General features: G+C 44.4%; 26 protein-coding genes and 1 pseudogene. 13 read left to right on the top strand and 14 right to left on the bottom strand.

Annotated elements, in window-relative coordinates; translation table 11 throughout:
• Nucleotides 1–301: pseudogene (locus tag ACKPQ4_RS02000) on the top strand (mechanosensitive ion channel family protein); the annotation flags it as partial.
• Nucleotides 298–735, top strand: a complete 438-nt coding sequence (locus ACKPQ4_RS01995; RefSeq protein WP_407679537.1) for an FAD-binding oxidoreductase — start codon at nucleotides 298–300, stop codon at nucleotides 733–735. The pseudogene ACKPQ4_RS02000 and the gene ACKPQ4_RS01995, both read left to right, overlap by 4 nt.
• 73 nt (nucleotides 736–808) lie before the next feature.
• On the opposite strand, the gene ACKPQ4_RS01990 is transcribed toward ACKPQ4_RS01995, so the two are convergent.
• From ACKPQ4_RS01990 to ACKPQ4_RS01980, 3 genes are read right to left on the bottom strand one after another with little or no spacing between them, the layout of a single operon-like run.
• On the bottom strand, nucleotides 809–1,711 hold the full coding sequence (locus tag ACKPQ4_RS01990; RefSeq protein WP_407679536.1) for a hypothetical protein: 903 nt from the start codon (nucleotides 1,709–1,711) through the stop codon (nucleotides 809–811).
• Nucleotides 1,712–3,103, bottom strand: coding sequence for a CCA tRNA nucleotidyltransferase (locus ACKPQ4_RS01985; RefSeq protein WP_407679535.1), 1,392 nt, complete (start codon nucleotides 3,101–3,103; stop codon nucleotides 1,712–1,714).
• Entirely contained in the window at nucleotides 3,104–3,757 is a 654-nt protein-coding gene (locus tag ACKPQ4_RS01980) for a D-sedoheptulose-7-phosphate isomerase (protein ID WP_407679534.1), read from the bottom strand.
• A gap of 24 nt (nucleotides 3,758–3,781) precedes the next feature.
• Here ACKPQ4_RS01980 and ACKPQ4_RS01975 point away from each other — a divergent pair, with 24 nt between their 5' ends.
• From ACKPQ4_RS01975 to ACKPQ4_RS01965, 3 genes are read left to right on the top strand one after another with little or no spacing between them, the layout of a single operon-like run.
• Nucleotides 3,782–4,558 (top strand): phosphoadenylyl-sulfate reductase, encoded by a 777-nt coding sequence (locus ACKPQ4_RS01975; RefSeq protein WP_407679533.1) that lies wholly within the window; start codon nucleotides 3,782–3,784, stop codon nucleotides 4,556–4,558.
• A 10-nt stretch (nucleotides 4,559–4,568) separates the two neighbouring features.
• Entirely contained in the window at nucleotides 4,569–5,708 is a 1,140-nt protein-coding gene (gene prfB / locus ACKPQ4_RS01970) for a peptide chain release factor 2 (RefSeq protein WP_407679532.1), read from the top strand.
• Entirely contained in the window at nucleotides 5,698–7,086 is a 1,389-nt protein-coding gene (locus ACKPQ4_RS01965) for a hypothetical protein (RefSeq protein ID WP_407679531.1), read from the top strand. The genes prfB and ACKPQ4_RS01965 overlap by 11 nt, the downstream gene beginning before the upstream one ends.
• A 23-nt stretch (nucleotides 7,087–7,109) precedes the next feature.
• On the opposite strand, the gene ACKPQ4_RS01960 is transcribed toward ACKPQ4_RS01965, so the two are convergent.
• Genes ACKPQ4_RS01960 through ACKPQ4_RS01950 form a run of 3 tightly spaced genes read right to left on the bottom strand, consistent with a single transcriptional unit; the run spans nucleotide 7,110 to nucleotide 10,270 of the window.
• Nucleotides 7,110–8,327, bottom strand: coding sequence for an acetylxylan esterase (locus tag ACKPQ4_RS01960; protein ID WP_407679530.1), 1,218 nt, complete (start codon nucleotides 8,325–8,327; stop codon nucleotides 7,110–7,112).
• The gene (locus ACKPQ4_RS01955) at nucleotides 8,328–9,899 is read right to left on the bottom strand and encodes a sialate O-acetylesterase family protein (protein WP_407679529.1); all 1,572 of its coding nucleotides are present in this window, start codon (nucleotides 9,897–9,899) and stop codon (nucleotides 8,328–8,330) included.
• 29 nt (nucleotides 9,900–9,928) lie between these two features.
• Complete coding sequence (locus ACKPQ4_RS01950; RefSeq protein ID WP_407679528.1) at nucleotides 9,929–10,270, bottom strand: Dabb family protein; 342 nt, start codon at nucleotides 10,268–10,270, stop codon at nucleotides 9,929–9,931.
• 186 nt (nucleotides 10,271–10,456) lie between these two features.
• Here ACKPQ4_RS01950 and ACKPQ4_RS01945 point away from each other — a divergent pair, with 186 nt between their 5' ends.
• Genes ACKPQ4_RS01945 through ACKPQ4_RS01935 form a run of 3 tightly spaced genes read left to right on the top strand, consistent with a single transcriptional unit; the run spans nucleotide 10,457 to nucleotide 11,334 of the window.
• Nucleotides 10,457–10,681, top strand: coding sequence for a hypothetical protein (locus tag ACKPQ4_RS01945; RefSeq protein ID WP_407679527.1), 225 nt, complete (start codon nucleotides 10,457–10,459; stop codon nucleotides 10,679–10,681).
• 17 nt (nucleotides 10,682–10,698) lie between these two features.
• Nucleotides 10,699–10,923: an FmdB family zinc ribbon protein gene (locus tag ACKPQ4_RS01940; RefSeq protein ID WP_407679526.1), complete on the top strand. Its 225-nt coding sequence runs from the start codon at nucleotides 10,699–10,701 to the stop codon at nucleotides 10,921–10,923.
• 33 nt (nucleotides 10,924–10,956) lie between these two features.
• Nucleotides 10,957–11,334 carry a DoxX family protein gene (locus ACKPQ4_RS01935; RefSeq protein ID WP_407679525.1) on the top strand — a complete coding sequence of 126 codons (378 nt, stop codon included), beginning with the start codon at nucleotides 10,957–10,959 and terminating at the stop codon, nucleotides 11,332–11,334.
• Here ACKPQ4_RS01935 and recD2 read toward each other — a convergent pair.
• The 3 genes from recD2 to leuA form a co-directional block, all read right to left on the bottom strand.
• The gene (gene recD2, locus ACKPQ4_RS01930; protein ID WP_407679524.1) at nucleotides 11,327–13,525 is read right to left on the bottom strand and encodes an SF1B family DNA helicase RecD2; all 2,199 of its coding nucleotides are present in this window, start codon (nucleotides 13,523–13,525) and stop codon (nucleotides 11,327–11,329) included. The genes ACKPQ4_RS01935 and recD2 overlap by 8 nt on opposite strands.
• A gap of 83 nt (nucleotides 13,526–13,608) precedes the next feature.
• On the bottom strand, nucleotides 13,609–14,592 hold the full coding sequence (locus ACKPQ4_RS01925; RefSeq protein ID WP_407679523.1) for a hypothetical protein: 984 nt from the start codon (nucleotides 14,590–14,592) through the stop codon (nucleotides 13,609–13,611).
• 25 nt (nucleotides 14,593–14,617) lie between these two features.
• Nucleotides 14,618–16,291: a 2-isopropylmalate synthase gene (gene leuA, locus ACKPQ4_RS01920; protein WP_407679522.1), complete on the bottom strand. Its 1,674-nt coding sequence runs from the start codon at nucleotides 16,289–16,291 to the stop codon at nucleotides 14,618–14,620.
• Between the two features lie 109 nt (nucleotides 16,292–16,400).
• On the opposite strand from leuA, the gene ACKPQ4_RS01915 reads away from it, so the two are divergent.
• Nucleotides 16,401–16,970 carry a flavoprotein gene (locus ACKPQ4_RS01915; RefSeq protein ID WP_407679521.1) on the top strand — a complete coding sequence of 190 codons (570 nt, stop codon included), beginning with the start codon at nucleotides 16,401–16,403 and terminating at the stop codon, nucleotides 16,968–16,970.
• A 69-nt stretch (nucleotides 16,971–17,039) separates the two neighbouring features.
• Here ACKPQ4_RS01915 and hpf read toward each other — a convergent pair whose 3' ends face one another.
• Nucleotides 17,040–17,390, bottom strand: a complete 351-nt coding sequence (gene hpf / locus ACKPQ4_RS01910; RefSeq protein ID WP_407679520.1) for a ribosome hibernation-promoting factor, HPF/YfiA family — start codon at nucleotides 17,388–17,390, stop codon at nucleotides 17,040–17,042.
• A 128-nt stretch (nucleotides 17,391–17,518) separates the two neighbouring features.
• On the opposite strand from hpf, the gene ACKPQ4_RS01905 reads away from it, so the two are divergent.
• From ACKPQ4_RS01905 to ACKPQ4_RS01895, 3 genes are read left to right on the top strand one after another with little or no spacing between them, the layout of a single operon-like run.
• Nucleotides 17,519–18,337 carry an RluA family pseudouridine synthase gene (locus ACKPQ4_RS01905; protein WP_407679519.1) on the top strand — a complete coding sequence of 273 codons (819 nt, stop codon included), beginning with the start codon at nucleotides 17,519–17,521 and terminating at the stop codon, nucleotides 18,335–18,337.
• Nucleotides 18,338–18,382: 45 nt separating this feature from the next.
• Entirely contained in the window at nucleotides 18,383–19,111 is a 729-nt protein-coding gene (locus ACKPQ4_RS01900; protein WP_407679518.1) for a hypothetical protein, read from the top strand.
• A gap of 23 nt (nucleotides 19,112–19,134) precedes the next feature.
• Nucleotides 19,135–20,259, top strand: coding sequence for a rod shape-determining protein (locus ACKPQ4_RS01895; RefSeq protein WP_407679517.1), 1,125 nt, complete (start codon nucleotides 19,135–19,137; stop codon nucleotides 20,257–20,259).
• 18 nt (nucleotides 20,260–20,277) lie between these two features.
• On the opposite strand, the gene ACKPQ4_RS01890 is transcribed toward ACKPQ4_RS01895, so the two are convergent.
• From ACKPQ4_RS01890 to ACKPQ4_RS01880, 3 genes are read right to left on the bottom strand one after another with little or no spacing between them, the layout of a single operon-like run.
• The gene (locus tag ACKPQ4_RS01890; protein WP_407679516.1) at nucleotides 20,278–21,168 is read right to left on the bottom strand and encodes an HDOD domain-containing protein; all 891 of its coding nucleotides are present in this window, start codon (nucleotides 21,166–21,168) and stop codon (nucleotides 20,278–20,280) included.
• A gap of 40 nt (nucleotides 21,169–21,208) precedes the next feature.
• Nucleotides 21,209–21,619, bottom strand: a complete 411-nt coding sequence (locus ACKPQ4_RS01885; RefSeq protein WP_407679515.1) for a hypothetical protein — start codon at nucleotides 21,617–21,619, stop codon at nucleotides 21,209–21,211.
• A 34-nt stretch (nucleotides 21,620–21,653) separates the two neighbouring features.
• On the bottom strand, nucleotides 21,654–22,688 hold the full coding sequence (locus ACKPQ4_RS01880) for an aspartate-semialdehyde dehydrogenase (RefSeq protein ID WP_407679514.1): 1,035 nt from the start codon (nucleotides 22,686–22,688) through the stop codon (nucleotides 21,654–21,656).
• On the opposite strand from ACKPQ4_RS01880, the gene ACKPQ4_RS01875 reads away from it, so the two are divergent.
• Nucleotides 22,688–23,230: a L,D-transpeptidase gene (locus tag ACKPQ4_RS01875; protein ID WP_407679513.1), complete on the top strand. Its 543-nt coding sequence runs from the start codon at nucleotides 22,688–22,690 to the stop codon at nucleotides 23,228–23,230. The two genes, ACKPQ4_RS01880 and ACKPQ4_RS01875, sit on opposite strands and share 1 nt — an antisense overlap.
• Before the next feature lie 25 nt (nucleotides 23,231–23,255).
• Here the strand turns inward: ACKPQ4_RS01875 and ACKPQ4_RS01870 are convergent.
• A partial coding sequence (locus ACKPQ4_RS01870; protein WP_407679512.1) for a hypothetical protein occupies nucleotides 23,256–23,673 on the bottom strand: 418 nt, incomplete at its 5' end.

Below are 23,673 nucleotides of genomic sequence, written 5' to 3'. Positions count from 1 at the left end.
GAACGGTAGAAATCTCACCAATATCGGAACCTTTCGTGCCTATTGTAAGGAGTACTTACGGTCCCATGCCAGTATACATAAAGAAGGCATGACCTTTCTCGTACGTCAGTTAGCTCCCAGTGAAAAGGGAGTACCCATCGAGATCTATGTATTTGTAAACGATGTTCGATGGATCGAATACGAAGCAATTCAGTCAGATATATTTGATCATTTCTTGGCAACTCTGCCTATTTTTGGTTTGCGTGCCTTTCAATTACCCAGTGATTCCAGCCTTACACATTTAGGACAAAAGGTTTCGTGAAGCTACTTGCTGCATTTTTTGGGGCAGTTTTTTTATTTTCAACTTCCATCTCCTGTAAGGATTCACTTTCTGAGTTAACTGATTTTACCAGTGATGGGTGCAGTTTGTTCCTGGATGGCACTTTTAAAAATCCCGAATTGTGGAAAGAATGTTGCCATAAGCATGACTTAGCCTACTGGCGAGGGGGCACTGAGAAAGAACGGGAACAGGCAGATCTTGACTTTAAAAATTGTGTGGAGAAAAAGACGGGCAATCCACAACTCGCTCAATTAATGTATGAAGCTGTTCGTATAGGCGGAGTCCCACATTTCCCAACTTGGTATCGCTGGGGCTACGGATGGCCAATTGGGCGAGGGTACAAGGAACTAAGCCAAGAAGAACTTGTAATGGTAGAAGCCAAGCTTTCCAAGTATCGAGCCACATTTCGTAAGTAGGCTAAGGAGAAGTGTAAAACCTCGAGGGTTTATTTCCTTACCACCTTGAAACTGTGCTGGATTTTTGGGATTTTTACTGCTGTGATTGACCAAGCATAAACTTGGTTTCATCGATTATTTTTTTGAGTTCATTACTCGGTGAATGAGCGGGTGCAATATCCATGGCTTCTGAAAGGTATTTTGTGGCTTCCTTCTCTTTGCCATCAATTACTTCGATCAATGCCCGGTGTAACTTGTATGCCCTTAACTCTTTTCTTATTCTTAAATTAAATTGATTTTCCGGTTCGTCCAATCGGGAATACTTGGTTGCCTTGCGAATTAATTTCTTATTTTCCGATCTTGCGGTAGAAGTTTCTCCTACACGTAAGGCAGCCAAGGTGTAAATATTCTGAATATCCCAGTTTTGTGGTTCCACTCCGATGCCGATGAAGTGCAGGAAATCTTCAAATTTTATACCGCCTCCTGGCTTGGTTAATTTGGCAAAGAATGCCGCTTTCTTCTTATCGATCCCTGGGTTGACAAGGTGCAGGTAAAACTTTTGTGCGAGCAGTCGATGTTGAGTTGTCCATGATTCAGTCAGGGAGTTTTTACAGTTATCTGGATGCTGTTGATTGAGTTCCTTTTTAATTTCCTCATATCTCGGATTGGCAGAAGGAAGAGATACAAAGGTATGGACCAAGCATGAAAGGTACTCGTCGTAAGTTTTTTTCTTATTTTGAAAAAGCTCTAACCAACCCGATTCGCTTATCCTTTTTTGTTGATTTTGTTGCCTTACATTACGGGGGAGCTCATCGTCTTTCTTGGCCGCATCCTTCCTCGCCCTTTCATTTTCATTAAGAAAATTGCTCGCCTTGGTGTAATTAAATCTTAGGGAATCAAGTTTTCCGAGTAGTTCCTCGGTCGTTTGATTCTTCTCGGCAATTGATGGTAAAGTTAGTCTGAATATGCAAAGGGAAAAAATTACATACAAACGCATTTAATTAATAGGCAGCTGTTTTTCCAAAAAATCAAGTCCTGAAATTAAGTCATCAAATATTCCATCCAATTGAGCCTCTAAGCATTTTTTTAAAATTGGACCAAAGTCAGCACCTGGCTTCATCCCCTTTTGAATTAAGTGCCGGCCGAGAATGATTGGTTTGGGTACAGAGTCCTTCACTTTTAATTCCTCTGCACGTTTGAGTAACCAGGGCCCTTCGGGGAACTCATCATTTCGAGGTGGACGACCAGCAATATCTGCGGCGGCCACTCTAACTAAGCGGTCGATTCTTTTTACCTTACTGGCAAGACGGCGAATGGCACCATCACTTGCTTGGTCTTTGTAAAAAGTGCGCGGAGTCAAGTGGCGTCGAACAAGGGGTACTACTTGTTCATGTAGTTCTACTTGATTGGTGAGCCTGGATAAAAAGGCACGGGTAGGTTGTTCTCCTCTTGGTTCGTGAAGGGGAGATCGTATGCGCCCATCCTCTCCAATTACGGTGGTCATAGGTTTCCCGAGATCATGACAAAGCACGGCAAATCCAACCACAAGGTCTTCCCACTCATTTCCTGTGCGTTCGCGGGCAAAAGCATCCATACAATGAAGGGTGTGTACCCAGGCATCTCCCTCCGGGTGCCACTCTGGTTCCTGCTCGCATCCAACCAGGGCGAGAAGTTCAGGAAAATATTTAAGCCAATTGCAATCGTTTAAGAAATTGAGAGCGGCGGAGAGATTATTGCCCTTGATGAGTAATTTCTTCCATTCTTCAAAAAGGCGCTCTGGTGGAAGGTTCTCCATGGAGATACTCTTGCACAGACTAAGAGTCTGGGGGGAAATATTTAAGTTGAAGCGGGCAATGAATTGCATGGCCCTGAGGACGCGCAGGGGGTCTTCAGAGAAAGCCGGACCAATGTGGCGGAGTAAACGTTTTTCAATGTCTGCAATGCCACCAGTTGGATCGAATAGTTCGTTGGTTAGAGGATCTAAGCCTATTGCATTGATGGTAAAGTCCCGCCTCTGTACAGAGCGGGAAAAAGGGAGGTCTGGGTCGATATCCACAGAAAATCCTTTGTGTCCCGATCCAGTCTTTATTTCGGTGCGGGGAAGGGATAATTCGGCGGGCAGGCTACGTAATTTGAGTACACCAAACGCTTTTCCCACCTCATGGCAGGTATAGTTTTTTGAAAGCGTGGATTTTAATTGATCGATCGATAATCCTTGGACCTCACAATCGATTTCTGAGGGAGATGATCCTAAATGAAGATCACGAACAGAGCCACCCACCAATAATAAGCGTCCTCCGGCAATTTTTGTTACTTTTGCTAATTCTACAGCCAGCGAAGAGAGTTCCCGGGGTAGGGAGTCTAAGGGATTCGATAAGATTTCTGGCATCTATGCCGGGTCGGGAAATAAACGGTTTTCCACCACAGTGCAGAGAGCATGATAGATGGGTAAGTGAAATTCCTGAATATCTGGGGTTTTGTGAGCAGGGGCCATAATCACGAGGTCACAAAGGGGAGCGATTTTTCCGCCAGAATTACCGGTAAGTGCAAGTGTTTTTACTCCCATTGCTTTGGCCGTTTTGACTGCATGGAGTAAGTTTTGCGAGTTACCAGAGGTACTTATGGCTAAGAGGAGATCTCCGCTTTTTCCAAATGCGAGCACTTGCTGGGCAAATGCATAGCTGGGATCGTCATCATTGGCAAAGGCGGTATGGAATCCTACCATCGAAGGAAGAGAAAGAGCGGGTAGTCCGCCGTGCAGGTTCTGGGAGAGTTCTGGGCCCAATCGATCAGACAATTCGGGGGTGAGTACACGAGGGTTATTAAAGCGTTTGATCAATTCGCCTGAGATATGTTCGCAGTCGGCAGCACTTCCACCATTACCACAAAGCAAAAGTTTATTCCCTGAACGAAAGGTATCTACAAGCAGTTGGGAAGATTCATGTATTGAAGCTTCACAAGATTTTAAAGCAGGGTAGCGGTGGCAAAGTTGCTCAATTTCGTCCATGATTTTCAAAATAAGCAACTCGGATGATTGAGCCAATCCTATTTCCCTGAGTCATAATTGATGCCCACTCTTTACTCACTGGCAAAATTTTGCCATGGTGGATCTTTGCACCATATGACAATTGAACAAATAGATTTGGGGGATGCCAATGAAACGCTTGGGGGGATGGATGCTTCTGGGCGTATCCGTTGGGCGTGGGAAAATTTTGGCACCGGATTACTCACCTCCACAAGTTTTGGTCTACAAAGTGCCGTGATGATTCATTTGGTAAGGGAAGCAAGTAAGGAAATTCCCATCGTTTTTATAGATACTGGATATTTGTTTCCCGGAACTTATGAATACGCCCTGAAATTACAGGAAAAATTAAATTTCAAGGCATTGGTTTATTCGGCCCGCCTATCTCCTGCTTTTCAGGAAGCTTCCTTTGGGAAGTTGTGGGAGCAGGGGAAGGATGGAATGTCCAAATATAATTGGATGAATAAAAAAGAACCAATGAACCGGGCATTGCAGGAGTTAGATGCAACAGTGTGGATGGCAGGCTTACGTAGAACTCAGGCCACAGACCGTAAGAAATTAAACTTTATAGAACGGCAAAACGGAGTTCTTAAACTCTATCCTATTTTGGACTGGGAAGATCGGGAGACTTATCAATATTTACCAAAGAATGATCTCCCTTATCATCCATTGGAGGGTATGGATTATGATTCAGTTGGTGATTGGCACAGCACCCGGAAACTTAGTGAAGTCGAGAAAACTGAGGATGCGCGTCATGGGGGGCATGGTCGTGAATGTGGACTTCACTTAGATGTACCTGAGGGAACCGATTTTACCGTTTAAAATATTTTATATGATTACCCCGGAAGAAAAAGCTGAACTGCAAACCCTACTCAAAAGAACCAACCATTTATGGTCCTTTCTTGAATGCGACGCGAAAAAAATAAGCATCGTGGAAATGGAGGAACAGATGTCCAGTCCAACCTTCTGGGACGATCAAAATGAAGCCAAGCGGGTTAGTTCGGAATGCAACCGTCTGAAGCAAATTGTAGAAAAGATTGAGAGTTTCAAAAATCAAGTGGGTGACATTGAAGCAATGTCTGAACTTTGTGATGAAGATGAGTCAGATACTGCATTGTCCGCTGAATTCTCAAAGGAATTAAAGGGCTTGGTCGCAAAAATTGAAGACTTGGAAGTTGAAAGTTTTCTTAGTGAACCAATGGATGTTCGACCGGCTTTACTGAGCATACATGCAGGAGCCGGTGGAACCGAGTCTTGTGACTGGGCGGACATGCTCATGCGTATGTATGTGCGCTGGGCGGAACGGCGTGGGTTTGATGTCGATATTCAAGATCTTCAACCTGGTGAGGAAGCGGGAATTAGTCGATGCACCCTGCGTATTGATGGGATGAATGCCTACGGATATGCCAAGGCAGAACGGGGTGTGCATCGTCTTGTGCGCATTAGTCCATTCGACTCGAATAAACGTCGCCACACTTCTTTTTGCTCGATCGATGTGATCGCCGAAATGGAGGATGATGATGTTGATATGGATATTCCGGATGATGATTTACGTATTGATACCTATCGTTCGAGTGGCAAGGGTGGGCAGCATGTAAATAAGACCGATTCCGCAGTTCGGATTACTCACTTGCCTACTAATATTGTGGTACAATGCCAGAATGAACGCTCCCAGTTGAAAAATAAACAGACGGCGATGCGGGCTTTAAAGTCGAGAATCTATGAGAGGCAACAGGATGAGAAGCGGGTAGAGATGGAAAAGTTTTATGGTGATAAGGGCGAAATGGGGTGGGGGAATCAAATTCGCAGCTATGTCTTTCAACCTTATCAAATGGTCAAGGATCTGCGCACCGGTGTAGAAACATCCGGTGTACAAGGGGTAATGGATGGTGATCTCGACCGTTTTGTGAATGGTTGGTTGCGGGCGGGTTGTCCGCGGCAGCGAAATAAGGATATTCAAATTGACGACTGATCCAACACTTCCCCCAAGTCAACTAACTTGGGAGGAAATTAAAAAAAAGTTTTCAAAAGACTCTCTTTTTGCGGGGAAATCATGGAAGTGGTCGAACCAATCCTGGGCATTACCAGAGAATGTTGGTGAATTCATCAAGGAACTTGGCGATGCTGGACTTTCCTTCTTTCAGGCTCTTGAGAGATTGTATTTGAAATCAGCCGCTGGCGAAAAAATTCTTCGAAATGAGGAACTTCGTGTCCCCTGGGTTTCCGAATACTTAGATGCAGGCAAGCCCGACTGGTTGGTCCAACATTCCCGTTCCCGAAATGTCCGGGGGTTGCTCCCTCCGGTACTTCGGCCTGACTTATTACCTTCGCGTGATGGCTTTGCACTGGCCGAATGGGATTCCGTACCTGGCGGAATCGGCCTGACTGACCATCTTGGCCGTATATATTTGAAAGATCGTTCGCCCAAGATGGCTAGAGCTTTTGGTGACGCCCTCGTTTCCCAGGCAGGCAAGTTGGGAAGGTCTGCTCGCTTTGCCATACTGGTCAGCGAAGAGTCAGCCACTTATCGCCCGGAAATGGATTGCTTGGGCGTGGAGTTAAGCAAGCAAGGATTGCAGGTTGAAGTCGCACGACCGGATGAGGTTTCCTTTGTTGGGAGTGAGGCCTTTTTGAATGGCCAAAAAATCAATGTGATTTACCGGTTTTGGGAATTGTTTGATCCGGATGTTCCTCAAATGAAAGATTTTGCAACTTCTGTTGAAGCAGGGAACTTGGTTATTACTCCGGCAATGCGCCCGTTTCTTGAAGAAAAACTTTCTCTCGGTTTACTCCATCACCCCAAGCTACAGAGCTACTGGGAAGAAAACTTGAGTAAGTCAGAGAGGACTCTTCTGCTTAAAACAGTTCCAGTCACTTGGATTCTGGATCCTGCCCCAGTACCACCGGGGGCATACCTCGATGGTCCATCTGTTGGAGGCCGGCCGATGAGTGACTGGAATGATCTGGGCAAAGCTTCCAAGAAAGAAAGATCCTTGGTTTTAAAAGCCAGTGGGTTTCATGAAAGTTCATGGGGGGCAAGGAGCGTTGTGGTTGGAGATGATGTATCAATTGATGATTGGGCTACCAGCGTCAAGCAAGCCTTGGATAATTACCCATCTCCCATTTTTATTATTCAGGAATTTAAGAAGCCTTCCATTATGGAGCATCCCGTTTTTGATGATGGGAGTTTATCAAATATGAAAGGCAGGCTGAGGCTTTCTCCCTATTATTTTCTAGAGAATGGAAAAGTAAATTGGCAAGGGGCACTGGCCACCTTTTGTCCGGCCGACAAAAAAATAATACATGGTATGCGGGACGGAGCTCTCATACCATGTGAGATTCCTGAATAGAAGAACAGGCGATCGATCAAGTTTTACCCGTCGTGATAGTCCGAGGAAACAACCAAGCCACTGGACTCAACATTAATGAACCACGCGGTTGTTCCGTCGGGTAGGGGCCAGTCCGCAAGCCATACATCTGCTTTCTTTTGTAACCTGATAGGAGTCCTCGTCCAAATTCTTTTTCCGGTGAATCCAAGATCGGTCGTATGGACGAGTTCCGCTTTTTCAAGAACTTCATCCGATTGAAAACGGGCGTAAGCTTGCCCGTCCAATAGTGCTGAGTCTAATCGTCGGCACCAAATTTTTCCGGATTTGAGAACCCTTTTGGCAAATGCATAACTTTCTGGCCGGCTCCATGCCGGGCCGTGTCCATGGCCCATTTGAGGGACGAGGCTGACCATGTTTGGTCCTGCGGTTGCTTGATAGGATTTACGAAGTATCTCCATAGGGAAATGTTTATCTTCTGGCCAGGAAAACCAAAGAACTGGCATCCTTGCGCGGTTAAAACGGTGGCCTGCTTCCCAAGCATTAAGATAACCAGAATTATTGGCTAGTGCTGGTTTGTAATGATTGCCTGCCTCATTGAGGAATCCACATCCGTATACGGGAATTACAAAGGCAAACCGTTGGTCAATACCCATCACAATGGAACTAATGATACCACCCCAAGAGGTGCCCATTAATCCGACTTTTGATTCATCAACCTGAGGAAGGGAACGAAGTAATGAATTGGCGAGTATCGTCTGGGAAACGGCATGATACATCCACTGGTCCCGCAAAGGCTTATGGGTATCGGCAAATATTCCAATCCGGTGAGGACCTGCCCATTGATGTTTTCCCCAAGCCATCTTTTTACTCTTCTCGTTCTTTACTTTTTTGTCGATTTGCCCTTCAACTGCGATACTGATGGCGGCAAATCCCCGGTCGTTCCATTCCTGTACCCAGTTTTTAAATGCGGTTCCTCCTCCGCCATGCACCAGTACAACTCCAGGAACTTTTTCGTTTTTACTTACTTTGGGTAGGCCTAGCCAGGCATATGCCCGGGTTTCCTTACCCTCCCACGGTAGGGATTCCATAAGGATTGCTCTTGGGTTTTCGTTTTTATTTGTTTGTGAGAATGGATGAAAAGATGGAGCAGTTGTTAATTCTCCGAGTTTTAGAATTTCCTCTCTTAATTCTGGTGACCCCAAGAGGGGTAGGTTTAGGAATAAAAAAACGGAAAGCTTTTGGGGTAATGATTTAATTTCCATCTATTTACCCATAGTTGTAAGGGGAAAACTATCCGTGCGGAAGGGGGTCACGGGCAGGGTTACCCCACCGTCCCGGAGGTATAAGTTGCACACAGGATTATCGGCCCATGCATAGCGAACCGCAATCGGTGCAGTTATCGAATCTGCCCATACCTCCACTCGATCTTTTCCAATCAGTTTTGCACTGGCCCAGGCAAATTTTTGATCTTCTCCACAGATGGCAAAACCTGTTGGAGCTTTTGAATCAAAGCAATAAAGGCCGGCACCGGCGTGATTAAAATTAATAATAATTTTACTGCCCTTGATTTCCATGGATTTGTACTTGGGACTTTCATACGGGATTTTTTGTCCATAATCTTTTGCAAGTGCATGCCTGAGCAAACGATTGGCCACAGTTTGTTTGTTTCGTGGGTGAATGTCTCTGCCTTCCCCGGTATCTATAATTACAGCTTCCCCTGTGTGATTAAGTTTTCTTAGGCAAATGGTTTGGGATTCCCTAAGTTCTGCCCAGCTTGAATCGTTGGGAACGATGGACTCAGGGCGGAAATCTGCTAGTTGAGTCCAGTAAAACGAGAAGTCACCCTGTCCCCATGCCTGCCTCCATGATTGGACCATTAAGGGGAATATCTCCCGGTAAGCAAAAGCCCGACCAGCATTTGATTCTCCTTGGTACCAAATTGCTCCCTTGATCCCGTATCCAATAATAGGATGCAGTACGCCATTGAACAGATTGCCCGGTCTGTGCTGCCCAGTCATCAAGTTCCGTGGTGCTCGAGGAGGACGTGAGGTCGAACCATTTGCTTTTTCAGCCTTCCACTTGGCTAACTTCTCAAAATAGCTTTTTGTTAAGGCATCAAAATCATAGTTTCTTTCTTTTTCTCTCCATTCCATCATGTAGGGTTGAGCAATGGGATGAATCATTAGGCGGTCCTTAGGGATCCATGCCTCACAAGCAGATCCTCCCCATGAATTGTCTATTAAACCGACTGGAACTTGGAGGATCTGATGAAGCCTGCGACCGAAGTAATAACCAACAGCAGAAAAGGATGCACTGGATTGTTTGTTCACTGCTTCCCACGATCCCTCAAAATCCTTCTGGGGTACTTGGGTTCCTACCTGAGGGACTGAAATTAGCCGAATGTTAGGGTAGTTAGCAGAGAGTGTCTCTAAATCACTGTCGTCGGATGAACTTACTCCCCATTGCATATTGGATTGGCCGGAGCATAACCAAACTTCACCAACCAAGATATTTTCGTAAATCAATGCACCAGGCTGATTTTTTAATTGAGTAGAGAAATTCTTACGAACCCGGCTAAATCCGTTGCTTCGCCCCTCTGCAATAATCATGGTTTGTTGCTTGAATGATGCCTCAAGTGGATCAAGCTTGATCCTCCAATCCCCTTGTTGATTTGCCTTGGTTTGGTAGGTTTTACCAGCGAAGATTAGGTTTATGTATGCATTGGGGCTGGCCCATCCCCAAATTGGACATGACTGTCCTCTTTGCAGAACCATATTTGAGCCAATAATGGATGGTGTGGATAATTTTGCATGTAGAAACGAGAATGTTCCCATGCATATCATAAGGAGAATGCAGTTTTTTTTCATAGGTTGTAATCAATAACAAATACATCATCAAGTAGGGGCTTGAGGATTTCAACAAAAGCTTGGTGGGCGGGGTGGGGTAAATAGGTTGATCGTGCGGTTTCGTTTTCAAAGGTAACTGTAAAGCAGTGGGAGAAACCTTTATTTAATCCTTCTGGGCTATTATTTAATCCCCATTCAATGGAAATAATCCCAGAGATAGACTGTTGTAGTGCAGGGAATTTTTTTTCGACCTTCAGTATACTCTCGTTAGTTATTTCGGGTTTAAATTTTAAGCAGACAATATGGCGAATGTGGGCGGAACTGCTCTCTTCTTGTTGGCCTTGGGATGCAGAAATCATCCATTTAATGATGCAGAACTTAAGGTATACGGCGAGTGCAAGTTAAGAGAACTTAAAATGCTTCATCAGTGAATGATTGAATCAACAAGCTACCTGAAATAAAGAGTTGTTATGAACGAATGAAAAAAAGTTTGTTTGGACTTCGTCCTCCTTGACTTAGTCAATGCAATCAACATCATTGGATCAATGAGTAGTGAATTCGACTGGTTTATGGTAACCATGCCCATTTTTGCCATTGTGGTATATTTGATCGTTATGCTTGGATCATTGGAAAAGCAGCCCAAGTTTCTTGAGGCGGAAGGGGTCAAAAAATTGACCAGCTTTATGTTTATTGGGTTGTTTGGGGGCGGAGTGCTTGTCTCCTTTTACTATATGATCGTCCGATTTATTGAATTGTTGGGAAATTATTAATTCCCTCCTTTTTATTCATGCCGATTTACGAGTTTACATGCTTGGATTGTTCTGAAGATTCAGAAATCCTAGTGCGTTCCAGTGATTGGAAAAAGGATGCAACTTGTCCAGCTTGTGGTTCTCCAAAACTTGACAAGAAACTATCTGTCTTTTCATCTGCCGTCTCGTCGGGTGATTATACGGAACCTGCTCGCTGTTCTGGTACGCCGAGTAACTGCGGGCGTTGCTCGATGGATAATTAGGGTGAACTTCTTTCAGTTCGCTCCCTCATTCTGATGGAAGCCTGGCAATCTTTAGAGCATATTATTATCCGATGTGGGCTAGCAGTTATTTTACTTTCTGTTTGGACCTGGCGGGCTAATAGGCCTACTCGATTTAGAGGGAAACGGGCACGGAACATAGCTGAGGAGTTTAAGGTCTATGGATTGTCTAAGCGAACGATGTATGGAGTTGGGTGTATGAAAGTGATCATTTCTCTGTGCTTTCTTTGCGGGCACTGGGCACCTTTCCTTATTCGTCCGGCGGCAATCCTGCTTTCTTTACTTATGTGCTCGGCAGTCGTTTTTCATTTAAAAGTTGAGCGTGACAATCTGTTAAAAACTGCTCCCGCATACATTGTTCTCTTTTTTGCCTGCTACTTGGCACTTAAGTAGATCCTGTAAGTTCTTTAAACTTACGTATCAAGTCTGTTTGCCGGGTTAGGGTTTTATCGTTACGGATAGCCATCGCATAAGCGGCTGGATCTCCAACAAAGACGACTTTTTTCTTGGCCCTGGTTAGCCCAGTATAAACAAGGTTTCTTTGAAGCATCATGAAGTGTTGCTTAAGGATAGGGAAAATAACCACAGGATACTCACTTCCCTGACTTTTGTGAACTGATATGGCATAGGCAGGTTGCAGATCGGTAACTTCCATGCGTTCGTATTTGATCAGGCGACCTTCAAAATCAATTTCAAGTACTCCATTGATTGAATCAACCTTTTGAATGATTCCAAGATCACCATTAAAAACATCCTTGTCATAATTGTTACGGCTTTGGATGACCTTATCTCCCTCCCGGAAAAGCATGCTTCCCATCACATGGGTTGCCCCATTTGGATTAACCGAATTTCTAATTTGATCATTGAGATTGCCAATTCCTCCGACTCCACGATGTAAAGGAGCTAGCACTTGCAGATCAGTTTGGGGATTAATCGAAAATGATTTTGGTAATATGCGAGCAAAAAGATCGCATACTACCTGGACGCATTCTTCCGGAGATTCAGCTCGAATAAAATGTACATCCTGCTGCCGAGGAAGGGCAGAAGAGGGTTCGGCGGGGGGAGGCGGACTTGTCTTTCCAGAAAGAATGTTATGAGCTAACCCCACAATTCCACTATCCTCAGCTTGCCGGAAAGTAACTTCCAACCTGGTTACCGGTAAGTCGTTAGAGTCAATCAAATCTTTGAGTACATTTCCTGAACCCACGGAGGGTAATTGATCCGCATCGCCAACTAATAAAAGGTGTGCATTTGCAGGTAGAGCACGAACTAGAGAAGCGGCTAGTCGGACATCGAGCATACTGGACTCGTCCATAATCAGATAATCACAAATTAATGGATTTTGTTCATTCATACAGAACCCACCCTGAGAAGGATCAAACTTAAGTAACCGGTGAACGGTTTGTGCGAAATGGGAAGTACTTTCCGACATTCGCTTAGCTGCTCGCCCAGTTGGAGCAGCCAGAAAAATTTTAGTCTTTTTAGCCCGAAGAATTGATACGAGTGCTTTTAAAATGGTAGTTTTACCGGTTCCTGGTCCGCCGGTGAGAATTGAAACCTTGGAAGCAAGGGCCTGACGGACGCCATCCTCCTGACCTTGGGCAAAGCCAAAGCCTGCTTTTGCTTGTGCCCACTCAATTGCCTTATCGATGAGGATTGGTGGGAGACTGGACTTGCCCTGTAGTAATAAGTTGAGTGACTGTGCCAGAGTATATTCAGCTCTGGCCGTTGTTGGTTGTTGAATCCAATCCTCACTGGAATGAACGATATCTCCTTGAGTGGTTAGGACGGTAATTCGATTCTCTACCTCCTGTGAATTTGCCTCCAGGAGTTCGGTGGCAAGCAGCGCAATCTCACGCCGTTCAAAATGGGTATGACCTTGGTCTTCGCATTCCTGCATTACATGAAGAATGCCTGCATCAATTCGGGGCGGCCCATTACTAGCTAGTCCAAGGTTCAGGGCAATACGGTCTGCGGTTTTGAAACCAATCCCTTTTACCTCCCTGATAATCCGATAGGGGTCTGTTTCTAGAAGGTTTTTGGCTTCGTTCCCGTATTTTCTGACCAGCCTAAGGCAGAGAGCATCAGTTACTCCGTAAGTTTGCAAAAACATCATTACTTCGCGGACTGCTTTTTGTTCTTCCCATGCCTGTTTGATACTTTTGGCCCTCATATTGCCAATTCCTTCGATTTCTCGAAGTCGTGCAGATTCCTCAGAGATTATGCGCAAAGTATCAGCCCCGAAATGATCGACGATTTTTTGGGCATAGGTTTTGCCAATTCCATGAATTAATCCGCTGGCCAGGTATTTTCTGATTCCATAGGCGGATGCAGGTAATTTACTTTCAAATTTATCGAAGGAAAATTGCTTGCCATGCTTGGGGTGCATCGTCCATGAACCGGAAAGAACCAAGGTTTCTCCGCATTGTACCTTGGGAGCCTTACCAACTACGGCAATTTCATCCTTCCCCTCACTCCCTTTTAATTTCCCGATAAGGAACCCGTTTTCCTCATTATAAAAAGTGATGCGTTCGAGAACGCCCTCTACAGAACTCTTTGCACTTTCACTATTTTTTTTATTCATACCCATGCCCAAATCAAGATGTACTGATGAATGGGGATCGATAGAAGTTAATAATTTACAAAAAAACTAGTAATTGAGTAGGGTCAAAAGCCAATGCCAGTCTCGATTCCGATTTGATGAAAACTTTGGTAGTCGATGCGGTCAGCAGCAGACCTACCGTCGAGTTCATAATAAACTGAGGATTGCCAGAATTCATTCCATCTAAATTCAAGCCCGATGAGGAAAGAATAGTGGAAAGCGAGATCGGACTGAGAATAATTTTCTGACTCGATTTCATAATGAGTGATCGAGGTACCTATACTTGCCTGAGTCTTAAGAGCTAAAAGCTCAGAAAAACTCCAGTCCTGTCCCAAGGTAAACCCAAGGTTAACTAGTCGATTGTCGCCCTTCTCCGTATTACCTGCCAAGGATTCAGTATCGAAGAATTTCCCCTCAATGAATGCACCAATATATGATTCGTCTTCAAACATTCTGTTATATTCAATCCCGATTTCAAAACCGTTCCCAAATTCCAAGTTGTGATTGCCGGATTCTGAGAATGTGCTGTCATTAGGAATGGATAATCCGATGTAGAAATTAAATCTATTTTTGGGGAGCGATGGGACTTTTATATCCTGAGGACTTGAGTCTTCTGGGAGAGAGTAAGTCCTTGAGTAAACGGATGGATCAGTTTCCAAGTCGACAGTTGGTAACTCTTCAAGGCTTTGTTCGGGCTGGAGTTCGGGGGAAGGTTGGTAGGCAGGAGCAGTGTTTTGGGTTAGCTCAAGTCTTTGAAGTAACTCATCAATTCGACTTTCTAATCGATTGAATGTTTTTGAAGTCTCTGTTTCTTCTGATGATCGATTAGTTATGGGGGGCGGTAAGGGAGGGAAGTCAACAGAGGGTAGTTCCTCCTTCATGATTGGCGTGACCGGAGGTGAGGGGGGCGTAGTTTTGGAGTTCTCCACCTTATTCAACCTTTCCAACATTTGATCAATTCGATTCTCTAAATGATCCAAGTCAGTTGCAGACAAGGAGAATGCAAAGATAAAAAGCAGGGGAACTAGGTAAATAATGGACAGTTTCATGATTTTGATCCCCCTTTAGCCAAATTTATTGATGTACGCGGTTATAAGCACTCACCAGGGCGAGTAAACCACTCTTTTCAATACTTGCATGAATACCGCAACCGTAAGCCACTCGACCAACTTTGGTTTGTAATTGAATAAAGGCGGCTGATTCAGTGGCGGACCCACCACCGATTGAATGTTGGCGGTAGTCGGTAAGTTTAAAATCTTTCAAGCCAGCTTCATCAAGTGCATGAACAAAGGCATTAATCGGACCGTTACCCCTTCCGGAAATATTTTGAATTTCATTATTTATTTTAACCGTTGCGGAACAGGTGATTTCATCTGCTGAAACTTTATTGGTTTCATAAGAGATCAGGCTTAAAGGATTTTGTTTTTCCAGGAACTCGCTTTTAAAAGTTTCGTAAATTTCTTCTGCAGCTAATTCACGTGATTCGGAATCAGCTTTCCCGCTCATAACAAGACCAACTTCTGGGTGCATTGGTTTAGGCAGTTCGAGGCCAAATTCCCGCGAAAGTACATAGGCAACACCACCTTTCCCACTCTGACTGTTTATGCGGATGATGGCTTCGTATGAACGTCCAATATCACTAGGGTCAATAGTCAGGTAGGGAACTCGCCAATGGGATTGTTCTGGATCTTTGGCTTTGCCCCGTGCATCCATGCCTTTCTTGATTGCATCCTGATGTGATCCTGAAAAGGCGGTAAATACAAGGTCTCCCCCATAGGGGTGGCGGTCATGTACATTCATGCCCGTGGTTTGTTCGTAAACCTCACGGATGTGCTCAATGTCATCGAAGCAAAGGTTGGGATGTAGTCCCTGGCTGTACATATTTAATGCAACTGTAACGATATCTAAGTTCCCTGTACGTTCACCATTTCCAAATAGTGTGCCCTCAACACGATCTGCTCCAGCAAGTAAACCAAGTTCGGTTGCCGCTGTGCCTGTGCCTCGATCATTATGGGTATGCAAACTGATAATTGCCTTTTCGCGTTCGCTAAGATTTCTGCAAAACCATTCAATTTGGTCGGCATGAACATTTGGGGTGAAAAGTTCGACGGTGGCTGGTAAATTTAAAATGATTGGATTCTCAACGGTTGGTTCCCAGGCTTCCATTACAGCTTCGCAGACTTCAAGGGCGTAATCCTCTTCGGTGTCAGAAAAGCTTTCCGGTGAGTATTCCAATTGAACTTCGGTATCGGGAAGTTCAGGAAGCAGTTTTTTAATTAAACAGACACCTTCGACTGCGATTTGTTTAATTTGTTCTTTGGACATCCCGAAAGTGACTTCCCGTTGCAGGGGAGATGTGGAGTTGTAAACATGGATGATTGCCTTCTCGGCACCTCTAAGACTATCAAAGCTTTTTCGAATCAGGTGCTCCCTTGCTTGAGTTAAGACTTGTAGGGCAACACCGTTAGGTACAAGTTTTTCGTCAATTAACTTGCGGGCAAAATCGAACTCCGTTTGAGCCGCTGATGGAAACCCGATTTCGATCTGCTCAAATCCGACTTGGCAAAGGAGCTTAAAGAGCTCGAGTTTCTCCTTAACGCCCATGGGGATGGGCAGGGCTTGATTTCCGTCCCTTAAATCAACACTACACCACTGCGGTGCACGTTCAATTACACGATTTGGCCATCGCCGATCTGGTAGATCGATGACTCCCCATGGCTTGTATTTGGTGATCGGGCTTTTTTGCATAGCGAATCTCTCAACCTTATTGATTTTGATGCCCTTTGGAAAGTGTTAATCCAAAGTGATAGATCGTGGTTGTATGAAATCGACATTTCTTTAGGTTGAAGCGTTAGATATGGAGGACGAGTTTACAGGAATTAAATGTTTATCCGGAAAGGTGATTGTGCTGGGCGTATCCGGATCAATTGCTGCTTACAAGGCTGCAGATTTAACCAGTGAATTACGTAAGGCTGGTGCGGAAATCTTTATTGCCATGACTGAGTCGGCCACTCGCTTTATCACGCCCTTGACACTTGGTACCCTTTCACGGAATCCGGTTGCATCTTCGTTGTGGAATGAAGACGCAAGCTGGCAGCCTGGACACATTGAGCTTGCGGACCAGGCGGATCTTTTTTTGGTGGCACCTGCCACTGCAAACCAATTAGCCAATTATGCTCACGGGCAGTGCCCAGATTTGCTTGCCTCCATTTACCTAGCCACTAGGGCACCCGTGTTAATTGCTCCAGCCATGAATGGAAAAATGTACGAGCATTCTGCGACTATGGAAAACCACAAGGTGTTATCTGATCGTGGTGTGACCTTTATTGAACCAGTGACGGGTGAATTGGCATGTGGGTATGAGGGAGTGGGGAAATTGGCCCCCATCTCAGATATTCTTTCTGCGGTGTCTAAGATACTTACATAATTTCAGGCATAAAAAAAGCCCTCCCGGTAAAGGAGGGCTCAATAAAGATTAAAGATTTCAGGCCGCCGGTTATGCAGCGTTTGGTAATTCCTGTAGGCTAGATTGTTTTCGTTTCACTTTTTTCAACCTCGATCTTCGCCTTAAGCCACGGTCCAACTTTTCGACAAGATCGTCGATTGATTTGAAAATGTTATCTGAGGCTGAAGAAATAGTAATGGTTGTTCCTTTGAGTTCCAAATGACCTTTGGCTACAAACTCATTCTCATGAGATGAAGATTTGGAGGATCTTTCCAATTCGATGCGCGCCCTGATGATTTTCTCTTCGTGTTTGAAGATTTTGTCCATTTTAGTAGAAACCACTTCCTTGTGGGCGCCAGTAAGGGAGAGATGAAGTCCGGATAGGATCAGATTGTTCTTCATATATGCGTTTATATTTTTTGGTTATAATCTTGCGCAGAATTGCACAGGTCTAAACTCTACAAAACCACAAGATATTCAATATCTCCAATTTTATTTCACTTTTTTTCCGTCGCTTACTTTCCAACCTCATGAATGAAACCATTTCCCAAGATGCTCCCATGGCCTGTATGGATGATTTTTCCTCATGGATCCTGTATGAAGATGAAAATATTCTTGTTTTGGATAAACCGGGATGGCTTGTTTGTCACCCCTCGAAGAATGGCCCCTGGTCAAGCCTCGTGGGAGCAGCTAAGGAATACCTGCAGTTGGATACAGTTCATCTTGCCAGCCGACTTGATCGTGAGACAAGCGGAGTCGTATTATTGGCAAAGCACAAAAAGGCGGCCAGTTATTGGCAGAAAGGAATTGAATTTAAAAAGGTCCGAAGGAATTACTTGGCAATCTTAGAGGGCGAATTACCTGCAGGAAATACCGTATCCACTTTTTTGGGCAAAGATCCCGATAGTGAAATCTATGTGAAGCAGCGGGTGACTGGTAATAGTCGGAAGGCAAAGTCTGCTGAGACAATATTTACTCCCATATGTAGTAAAAATGGATATACCTTTTGTTCAGTTGCTACCCTTACTGGTCGAAAGCACCAAATCCGAATCCATGCACAATGGATCGATCATTGTTTGGTCGGAGAAAAATTATACGGAAGGGATGAAAGAATCTATTTGGAGTTTTGCAAAAGTGGCTGGCAACAAGAGTGGGCAAATATTTTAGGTATGTCACGGCAGGCTTTACATGGGAGGCATTTGAGGGATATGGAAACGGGTGTGTGTTTTTCTGCACCTTTGCCCGAAGACTTCCTCCTCTTTTTAGAATCAGAAATGAAACTTTCAATTCAGGAGATTGAGGAATGTGTATCCGTGTCAGATGAATTAAACTTTAAAGATAATGGGTAGATTTAAGTTGTCCTTATTTGTACAGGTTTGCAAAATTAACCACTTATGCCTGAAACCCCAACCCCTGCATCACCCCTAGAAGCTCTTAAGGCTGGTTTTCGTCGTGCATGTGTTCGTCGCTTAGTTGGTGATGAGGGCGGGGCAATTGAAGTACTCAGGGATGATATTCCTAGTTTGGTGGTAAACTGGGCGAAGAGCACTTCCTTAGAGCCATCAGAGAAGAAGGCAAAATTAAAGGAAATGTTTGATGACGAATCTGGGCGGGCTGATGAATTGGCGGTCGCTTTTGATCTATTCGCTGGTCGTTTCGAGTCCAGAGTTGCAGGTTTAGTCAGGAATGAAGTGGGTTCATTAAGAGATCAACTTACAGGAGCAGTTCAAAAGCTCAGTGATGCCCTCGGTCGGGTAGAGCAACTTTCAAGTAAATTAAGTAATTCAACTCGACTGGATTGTGCAGATTCCTTTGGTCTCGATACGCCAAAGCCTCTTATCGAGAACCCAGTAGACATTCCAGGTCAAGAATCTCACTTAGTCGAGGAACTGTTACCGGAAAAGAGTGACATTGATATCGAGAGTGATGATATTCCCGAAGAAGTAAGCCCTGCTGACGATGCCAAAGTTATTCCAATTACAGGCGGACAACCCTCCTTACCAAATGATGTATTTGTTGAGGATGAAACTCCACAGAGTTTGGATCCTCCTTCTGGGACGGGTTTGAGGTTTGACGAAATCGAAGAAATGATTGATGAGATTCTATCGTATGAATCAAAATAATCTTTGAAAATTTTCTTTTGCGAATGAGTGATTCTGAAACAGTGGAGAGTACATCGGGGGCAGGGCCCACTGATGATACAGGGGCTAGGAGTAAAAAGAGGTTACCGCTCGGATTGGACCTTGGCACCTTAGAGTCTTGTATTCTGAGTAAACTTAGTAAGCCTGGCTCGGAGGCACATCATGGTGTATTCGTCCCCACGGTAGTTGGGTACCCCGAAGAGGGAATTTTAGCCGGAATATTACCCGGGAACTCGACCATGCTTCACGGCAATGATGCTTTGTCCAACCAACTTCACTTGCGCTTGGTTCATCCACTTAGTGATGGAGTGATTCAAGACCTCGAGGCAAGCAAATCGTTCCTTGGTTATTTACGGGATCAGGTTGATCCGGAGCGGACATCTGAAGCACTTTGTGTTATCGGAATACCTGCAGTTGCTGATGAAGAAGCAAAGAGTAATTTAGAGGTAGCAGCAAAATCCGCTTTTGATGGGGCATTACTCATTCCCGAGCCTTTTCTTGCGGCTTTAGGGATGCGTGATGAAGCACGCCTCCAGGATTCTGACTACAGGGACCCTGTAAGTAACTCTCTCTTTATTGATATTGGGGCAGGCACAACCGACTTTTGTATCATTCAGGGTTATTTCCCCAAACCTCAGGACCTATTAAGTATTCCATTCGGCGGAAATGAGGTGGATGTCATTCTGGATCAATTAGTTCGCGAAGCCTATCCCGAAGTAAACCTGCCGATTTCCATGATTCGTGGTTTCAAGGAAGAATTTTCTTACTCAGGAGAACTCGAGTCTGGTGCAAGAGTAAAAGTCCCTGTTGAGGGAAAACCTAGAAAAATTGAAATCGGAAAACAGGTGGGTGAGGCATGCAACCGTTTGGTTAATGAAATTGCGGAGTCCTTGAAACAGGTAATCTCATCCGCTTCGCCTCAATCTGTTTTTTCCCTCCTGCAAAACATTATCCTTACTGGTGGAGGTAGCCGAATTAGAAATATCGACCAGGAGCTCCAACAAAGATTGGTGGACGATGGTTATGAGAACCCTGAGGTTCGTCTGTCTGATAAGGATTATTCACCTTTGGTTTCAATTGGTGCACTGAAAGTGGCCAAGGCGGCAAGAGAGGATCAGTGGATTCGCTGATCAGTTTAAAAGAACCAATTAAAAGATACCATTGAGGCTTTGGTTTAAACGCCCTGAAGCTTCGTTTATTGACGTGATCAGTTCATCTGGGTCGTCATGACCTTCTGTTAACATTTCCCAACCCTCAAGTTTTTGGTATGACCCGCTTTCTGGTTTCTTACATTTATTTAGTCCAGTGAATCCAAGTTCAGAAACAATTGCCTGAGACACTTGGATGGCTGCTGCTAACTTCGGACTTTCCTTCGATTGCTTGGGTTGATCGTGCCAATGAATGGCATCTACAATCTCGTCTGAAATATGATGATTCCATAGATAGTAGGCACCAATCTTGGCGTGTCCCCATCCAATCTTGGCGTTTTCCTCATCAATTATTTCATCTGTGGAATCATATTTCTTCAGGTAAATCTTTTTAAATAATTCAGGGAAGGTGATCGCCAATATAAGTATCCCTAAGTTATGGAGCAACCCCGCAACATAATCGGCTTCCTCTTCATAGCTTATATCAAGAACGGACAGGAGTTCGCGAGTTAGGATGGCCGTACCAATGCTATGCTTCCAAAATTCTTCCCATGGAAAGGAAGGAGCGTTTTTACCAAGTTCCAAAATTTCTTCAATAACTGGAGTGGCGAACAGTAATTCACGGATACGATTAAGGCCAAGAAAAATAGATGCCTCCTCGACCCCACTAATTCTCTTGTTGTCCTTGCTGCCAAAAAAAATCGAGTTAACCAAGTCCAGTACTCTTGTGGTAAGGGATGGATCCAGTCGGATGACTTCAGCAATTTGGGCAAGAAAACTATCTTCTGACTCAAGTAAAGATCGAAGCGTATCGTTGATGCTCCTAAGTGATGCAAGCTTGGGGCATTGATTGATCCTCTCAATCAGCAGAAAGTCAGATGGAGGATGCATTGAGATTTGCTTTTCGGGCTAAATTGATGCCCAGCTAAAATTAGCCAATGAGCATGACCGAGTTTTCACGGCCAGGGTTAATATTTTGACCTGAAGAGATTGAGTTAGCCAGAAACTGGTTAGCGTTAGCGCAAGTGGCGGATTCAGGACGCAGGGTCATGAAGTCGCCCGTGGAGGACAGTACCCTGACTGAACCATCGGAAAGTTTGTCCAACGATATTTTATTACCCGAATTTCGGGACAAGAAATCTTGGAGTTCTGGAGAATTCGTTATTTCGACTCGAAGAGTGTCTAAACTTTTGGGAGAAAGCGAACTACCTTGGAGATCCTTGAGATTTGACTCAAAAGAGGAAGACTTTGAGTTTTCTACACTTGGAGGGTTAGAGGGAAGTATTTTCTGCAAAATATTACCACCAATGTTAACTAAGCCGGTTGCAATTATTGGATCCATGCATGAACTGTAGCAAATCCCTTGCCAAGTTTGGCTAGATGATTTTCCTCAAGCAGTTCCTAAGAATCATTTCTTCTGCGATTTGGATGGCATTTAGAGCAGCACCTTTCCATAACTGGTCTCCTGTAACCCATAAGGCTAATCCATTATCAGCTGCATGATCAACCCGCAGTCGGCCGACATGACAGTTTTCCTTTTCAGAAGAATAGATGGGCATCGGGTAGAGCATATCTTCAGGATTATCAACAAACTCAAGTCCATTGAAGTTACTAAGAGCCTGCTTGGCATCCGGGAGGTTTACACTGTCACTAAATTCTGCATTTATTGATATCGAGTGGGCACGGTATACGGGCACCCGAACACAGGTGCAGGAAACTCTTAGGCTTGGAAGGGAAAGAATCTTCCTTGATTCATTTCGCATTTTGAGTTCCTCCTTGGTGTAACCATCCTCCCTGAACTGATCAACATGGGGAATTAAATTAAATGCTATAGGGTGAGGGAAGGCAGATGGTTGGGCATTGGGTGGTGGTGCTCCAGTAACCATTTCTGTAACTTCCTGATCCAGGGAGATCGGACCTATGGCACCGGCTCCAGATACTGCTTGGTAGGTAGATGCATAGAACTTTTTGAGACCAAATCTTTTGTGTAAGGGATAGATTGCCATCAAGGTAATTGCACTTGAACAATTGGGGTTAGCTACAATGCCTTGGTGAGTATCCAGATCCTGGGGGTTGATTTCGGGCACAACAAGAGGAACAGATGGATCCATTCGAAAGGCCGAGCTATTATCAATCGCCACGCAACCCCGCTTCACTGCTTCATGTGCAAACTTTACAGAATTTTCCGAGCCGGCACTAAAGATCGCAATGTCTAAATCCTTAAATGACTCCGGTGTAGTCTCTTGGATTTTATGTGTCTGCCCAAGTGCCTCTAATTCGTTTCCCGCAGATCGGGATGAAGCAAGCAATCTTAATTCGCTTGCAGGGAACTCTCTTTTCTCAAGAAGCTTGATAATTTCTTGGCCAACCGCTCCGGTTGCACCTACGATACCAATACGATATTTTTTCAATGAATGTAATTTTAAAGGATGAGTACTTGAAGGTTGTTGAACAACTGAAGATTGAGGAAACGCAAGACTTGCTAATCGTTTCTGTTAAACAGCAAAGGTTGTATCATCAAAAAGAAGGTAAGTCTGTCAAAACATATGTGGCTTCAACTTCTTTAAAAGCTCCAAGTTGCAAAGAGGATTCTCTAGGAACCCCTTGGGGTTTGCATGAGGTATGTGAAGTGATTGGGGTGGGGCAACCACTTGGTATGGTCTTCCAGGGGCGAAAGCCCATCGGGTTACATTATTGGGATTGCGAAGAAGACATGCAGCAAAAAAACTTGATTACCTCCCGCATCTTGAGACTGACCGGATTGCAGGAAGGGCTTAACCGTGGCGGAGAGCAGGACACTTTTAAAAGATTTGTTTACCTCCATGGAACCAATCATGAAGACCGCTTAGGTAGACCGGCCAGCTCGGGCTGCATTCAACTTGGCAATCAAGAAGTTATTGATTTGGCTAATCAAGTTAGCTCAGGCAGCCATCTTTTCATATCCCTAAATTAAAGCTTTTTAAGAGCTGATATTTTTGTCAGCTTGATTTTATCTTTTTAATAGCGGCTTTGAGGTAATTTTCTGGCTCAGCTTTAATTTGTTGTAAAACTCTTAGTTGTATCAGTTCTTTTGTAAATTGATACTCAGGCGTACACGACAGCCTGGAGTCATTTTCATTTAATCTTTCCTTAACAAGCATCTGCGTCGAGTATTCAACTGTTGAATCCACGGCCACAGATTCTTGGATGCGGGTAATTGCATTGTGGATTAAATCGATTAAGTCATTATCGGTAGTATCATCATGTACGATCACCTCGAAGGGTTTAGAGGTACGGGCAGACAAAAGGTCTTCTAAGTGGGCGGTTGAACATTCCGCACGCTCTCCTGGAATAACTAAAACGCAAGCTGCCTTGTGATGACCTTGCCTGAGGAAGTCGTGGAAAGATTTACACCTA

It is taken from the genome of Candidatus Chordibacter forsetii, assembly GCF_964187505.1.
GTDB classification, from domain to species: domain Bacteria; phylum Verrucomicrobiota; class Verrucomicrobiia; order Opitutales; family Seribacteraceae; genus Chordibacter; species Chordibacter forsetii.
Note: the sequence above shows the minus strand (reverse complement) of the source record. Positions and strands in the feature narration are given on the sequence as shown.

What these genes read in the sequence shown, in the direction of transcription:
- ACKPQ4_RS01990 (WP_407679536.1), bottom strand. Translation starts at nt 1,711, where the DNA reads ATGCGTTTGTATGTAATTTTTTCCCTTTGCATATTCAGACTAACTTTA.
- ACKPQ4_RS01985 (WP_407679535.1), bottom strand. Translation starts at nt 3,103, where the DNA reads ATGCCAGAAATCTTATCGAATCCCTTAGACTCCCTACCCCGGGAACTC.
- ACKPQ4_RS01975 (WP_407679533.1), top strand. Translation starts at nt 3,782, where the DNA reads ATGCCCACTCTTTACTCACTGGCAAAATTTTGCCATGGTGGATCTTTG.
- prfB (WP_407679532.1), top strand. Translation starts at nt 4,569, where the DNA reads ATGATTACCCCGGAAGAAAAAGCTGAACTGCAAACCCTACTCAAAAGA.
- ACKPQ4_RS01960 (WP_407679530.1), bottom strand. Translation starts at nt 8,327, where the DNA reads ATGGAAATTAAATCATTACCCCAAAAGCTTTCCGTTTTTTTATTCCTA.
- ACKPQ4_RS01955 (WP_407679529.1), bottom strand. Translation starts at nt 9,899, where the DNA reads ATGGGAACATTCTCGTTTCTACATGCAAAATTATCCACACCATCCATT.
- ACKPQ4_RS01950 (WP_407679528.1), bottom strand. Translation starts at nt 10,270, where the DNA reads ATGATTTCTGCATCCCAAGGCCAACAAGAAGAGAGCAGTTCCGCCCAC.
- ACKPQ4_RS01945 (WP_407679527.1), top strand. Translation starts at nt 10,457, where the DNA reads ATGAGTAGTGAATTCGACTGGTTTATGGTAACCATGCCCATTTTTGCC.
- ACKPQ4_RS01940 (WP_407679526.1), top strand. Translation starts at nt 10,699, where the DNA reads ATGCCGATTTACGAGTTTACATGCTTGGATTGTTCTGAAGATTCAGAA.
- ACKPQ4_RS01935 (WP_407679525.1), top strand. Translation starts at nt 10,957, where the DNA reads ATGGAAGCCTGGCAATCTTTAGAGCATATTATTATCCGATGTGGGCTA.
- recD2 (WP_407679524.1), bottom strand. Translation starts at nt 13,525, where the DNA reads ATGAATAAAAAAAATAGTGAAAGTGCAAAGAGTTCTGTAGAGGGCGTT.
- ACKPQ4_RS01925 (WP_407679523.1), bottom strand. Translation starts at nt 14,592, where the DNA reads ATGAAACTGTCCATTATTTACCTAGTTCCCCTGCTTTTTATCTTTGCA.
- leuA (WP_407679522.1), bottom strand. Translation starts at nt 16,291, where the DNA reads ATGCAAAAAAGCCCGATCACCAAATACAAGCCATGGGGAGTCATCGAT.
- ACKPQ4_RS01915 (WP_407679521.1), top strand. Translation starts at nt 16,401, where the DNA reads ATGGAGGACGAGTTTACAGGAATTAAATGTTTATCCGGAAAGGTGATT.
- hpf (WP_407679520.1), bottom strand. Translation starts at nt 17,390, where the DNA reads ATGAAGAACAATCTGATCCTATCCGGACTTCATCTCTCCCTTACTGGC.
- ACKPQ4_RS01905 (WP_407679519.1), top strand. Translation starts at nt 17,519, where the DNA reads ATGAATGAAACCATTTCCCAAGATGCTCCCATGGCCTGTATGGATGAT.
- ACKPQ4_RS01900 (WP_407679518.1), top strand. Translation starts at nt 18,383, where the DNA reads ATGCCTGAAACCCCAACCCCTGCATCACCCCTAGAAGCTCTTAAGGCT.
- ACKPQ4_RS01895 (WP_407679517.1), top strand. Translation starts at nt 19,135, where the DNA reads ATGAGTGATTCTGAAACAGTGGAGAGTACATCGGGGGCAGGGCCCACT.
- ACKPQ4_RS01890 (WP_407679516.1), bottom strand. Translation starts at nt 21,168, where the DNA reads ATGCATCCTCCATCTGACTTTCTGCTGATTGAGAGGATCAATCAATGC.
- ACKPQ4_RS01885 (WP_407679515.1), bottom strand. Translation starts at nt 21,619, where the DNA reads ATGGATCCAATAATTGCAACCGGCTTAGTTAACATTGGTGGTAATATT.
- ACKPQ4_RS01875 (WP_407679513.1), top strand. Translation starts at nt 22,688, where the DNA reads ATGAATGTAATTTTAAAGGATGAGTACTTGAAGGTTGTTGAACAACTG.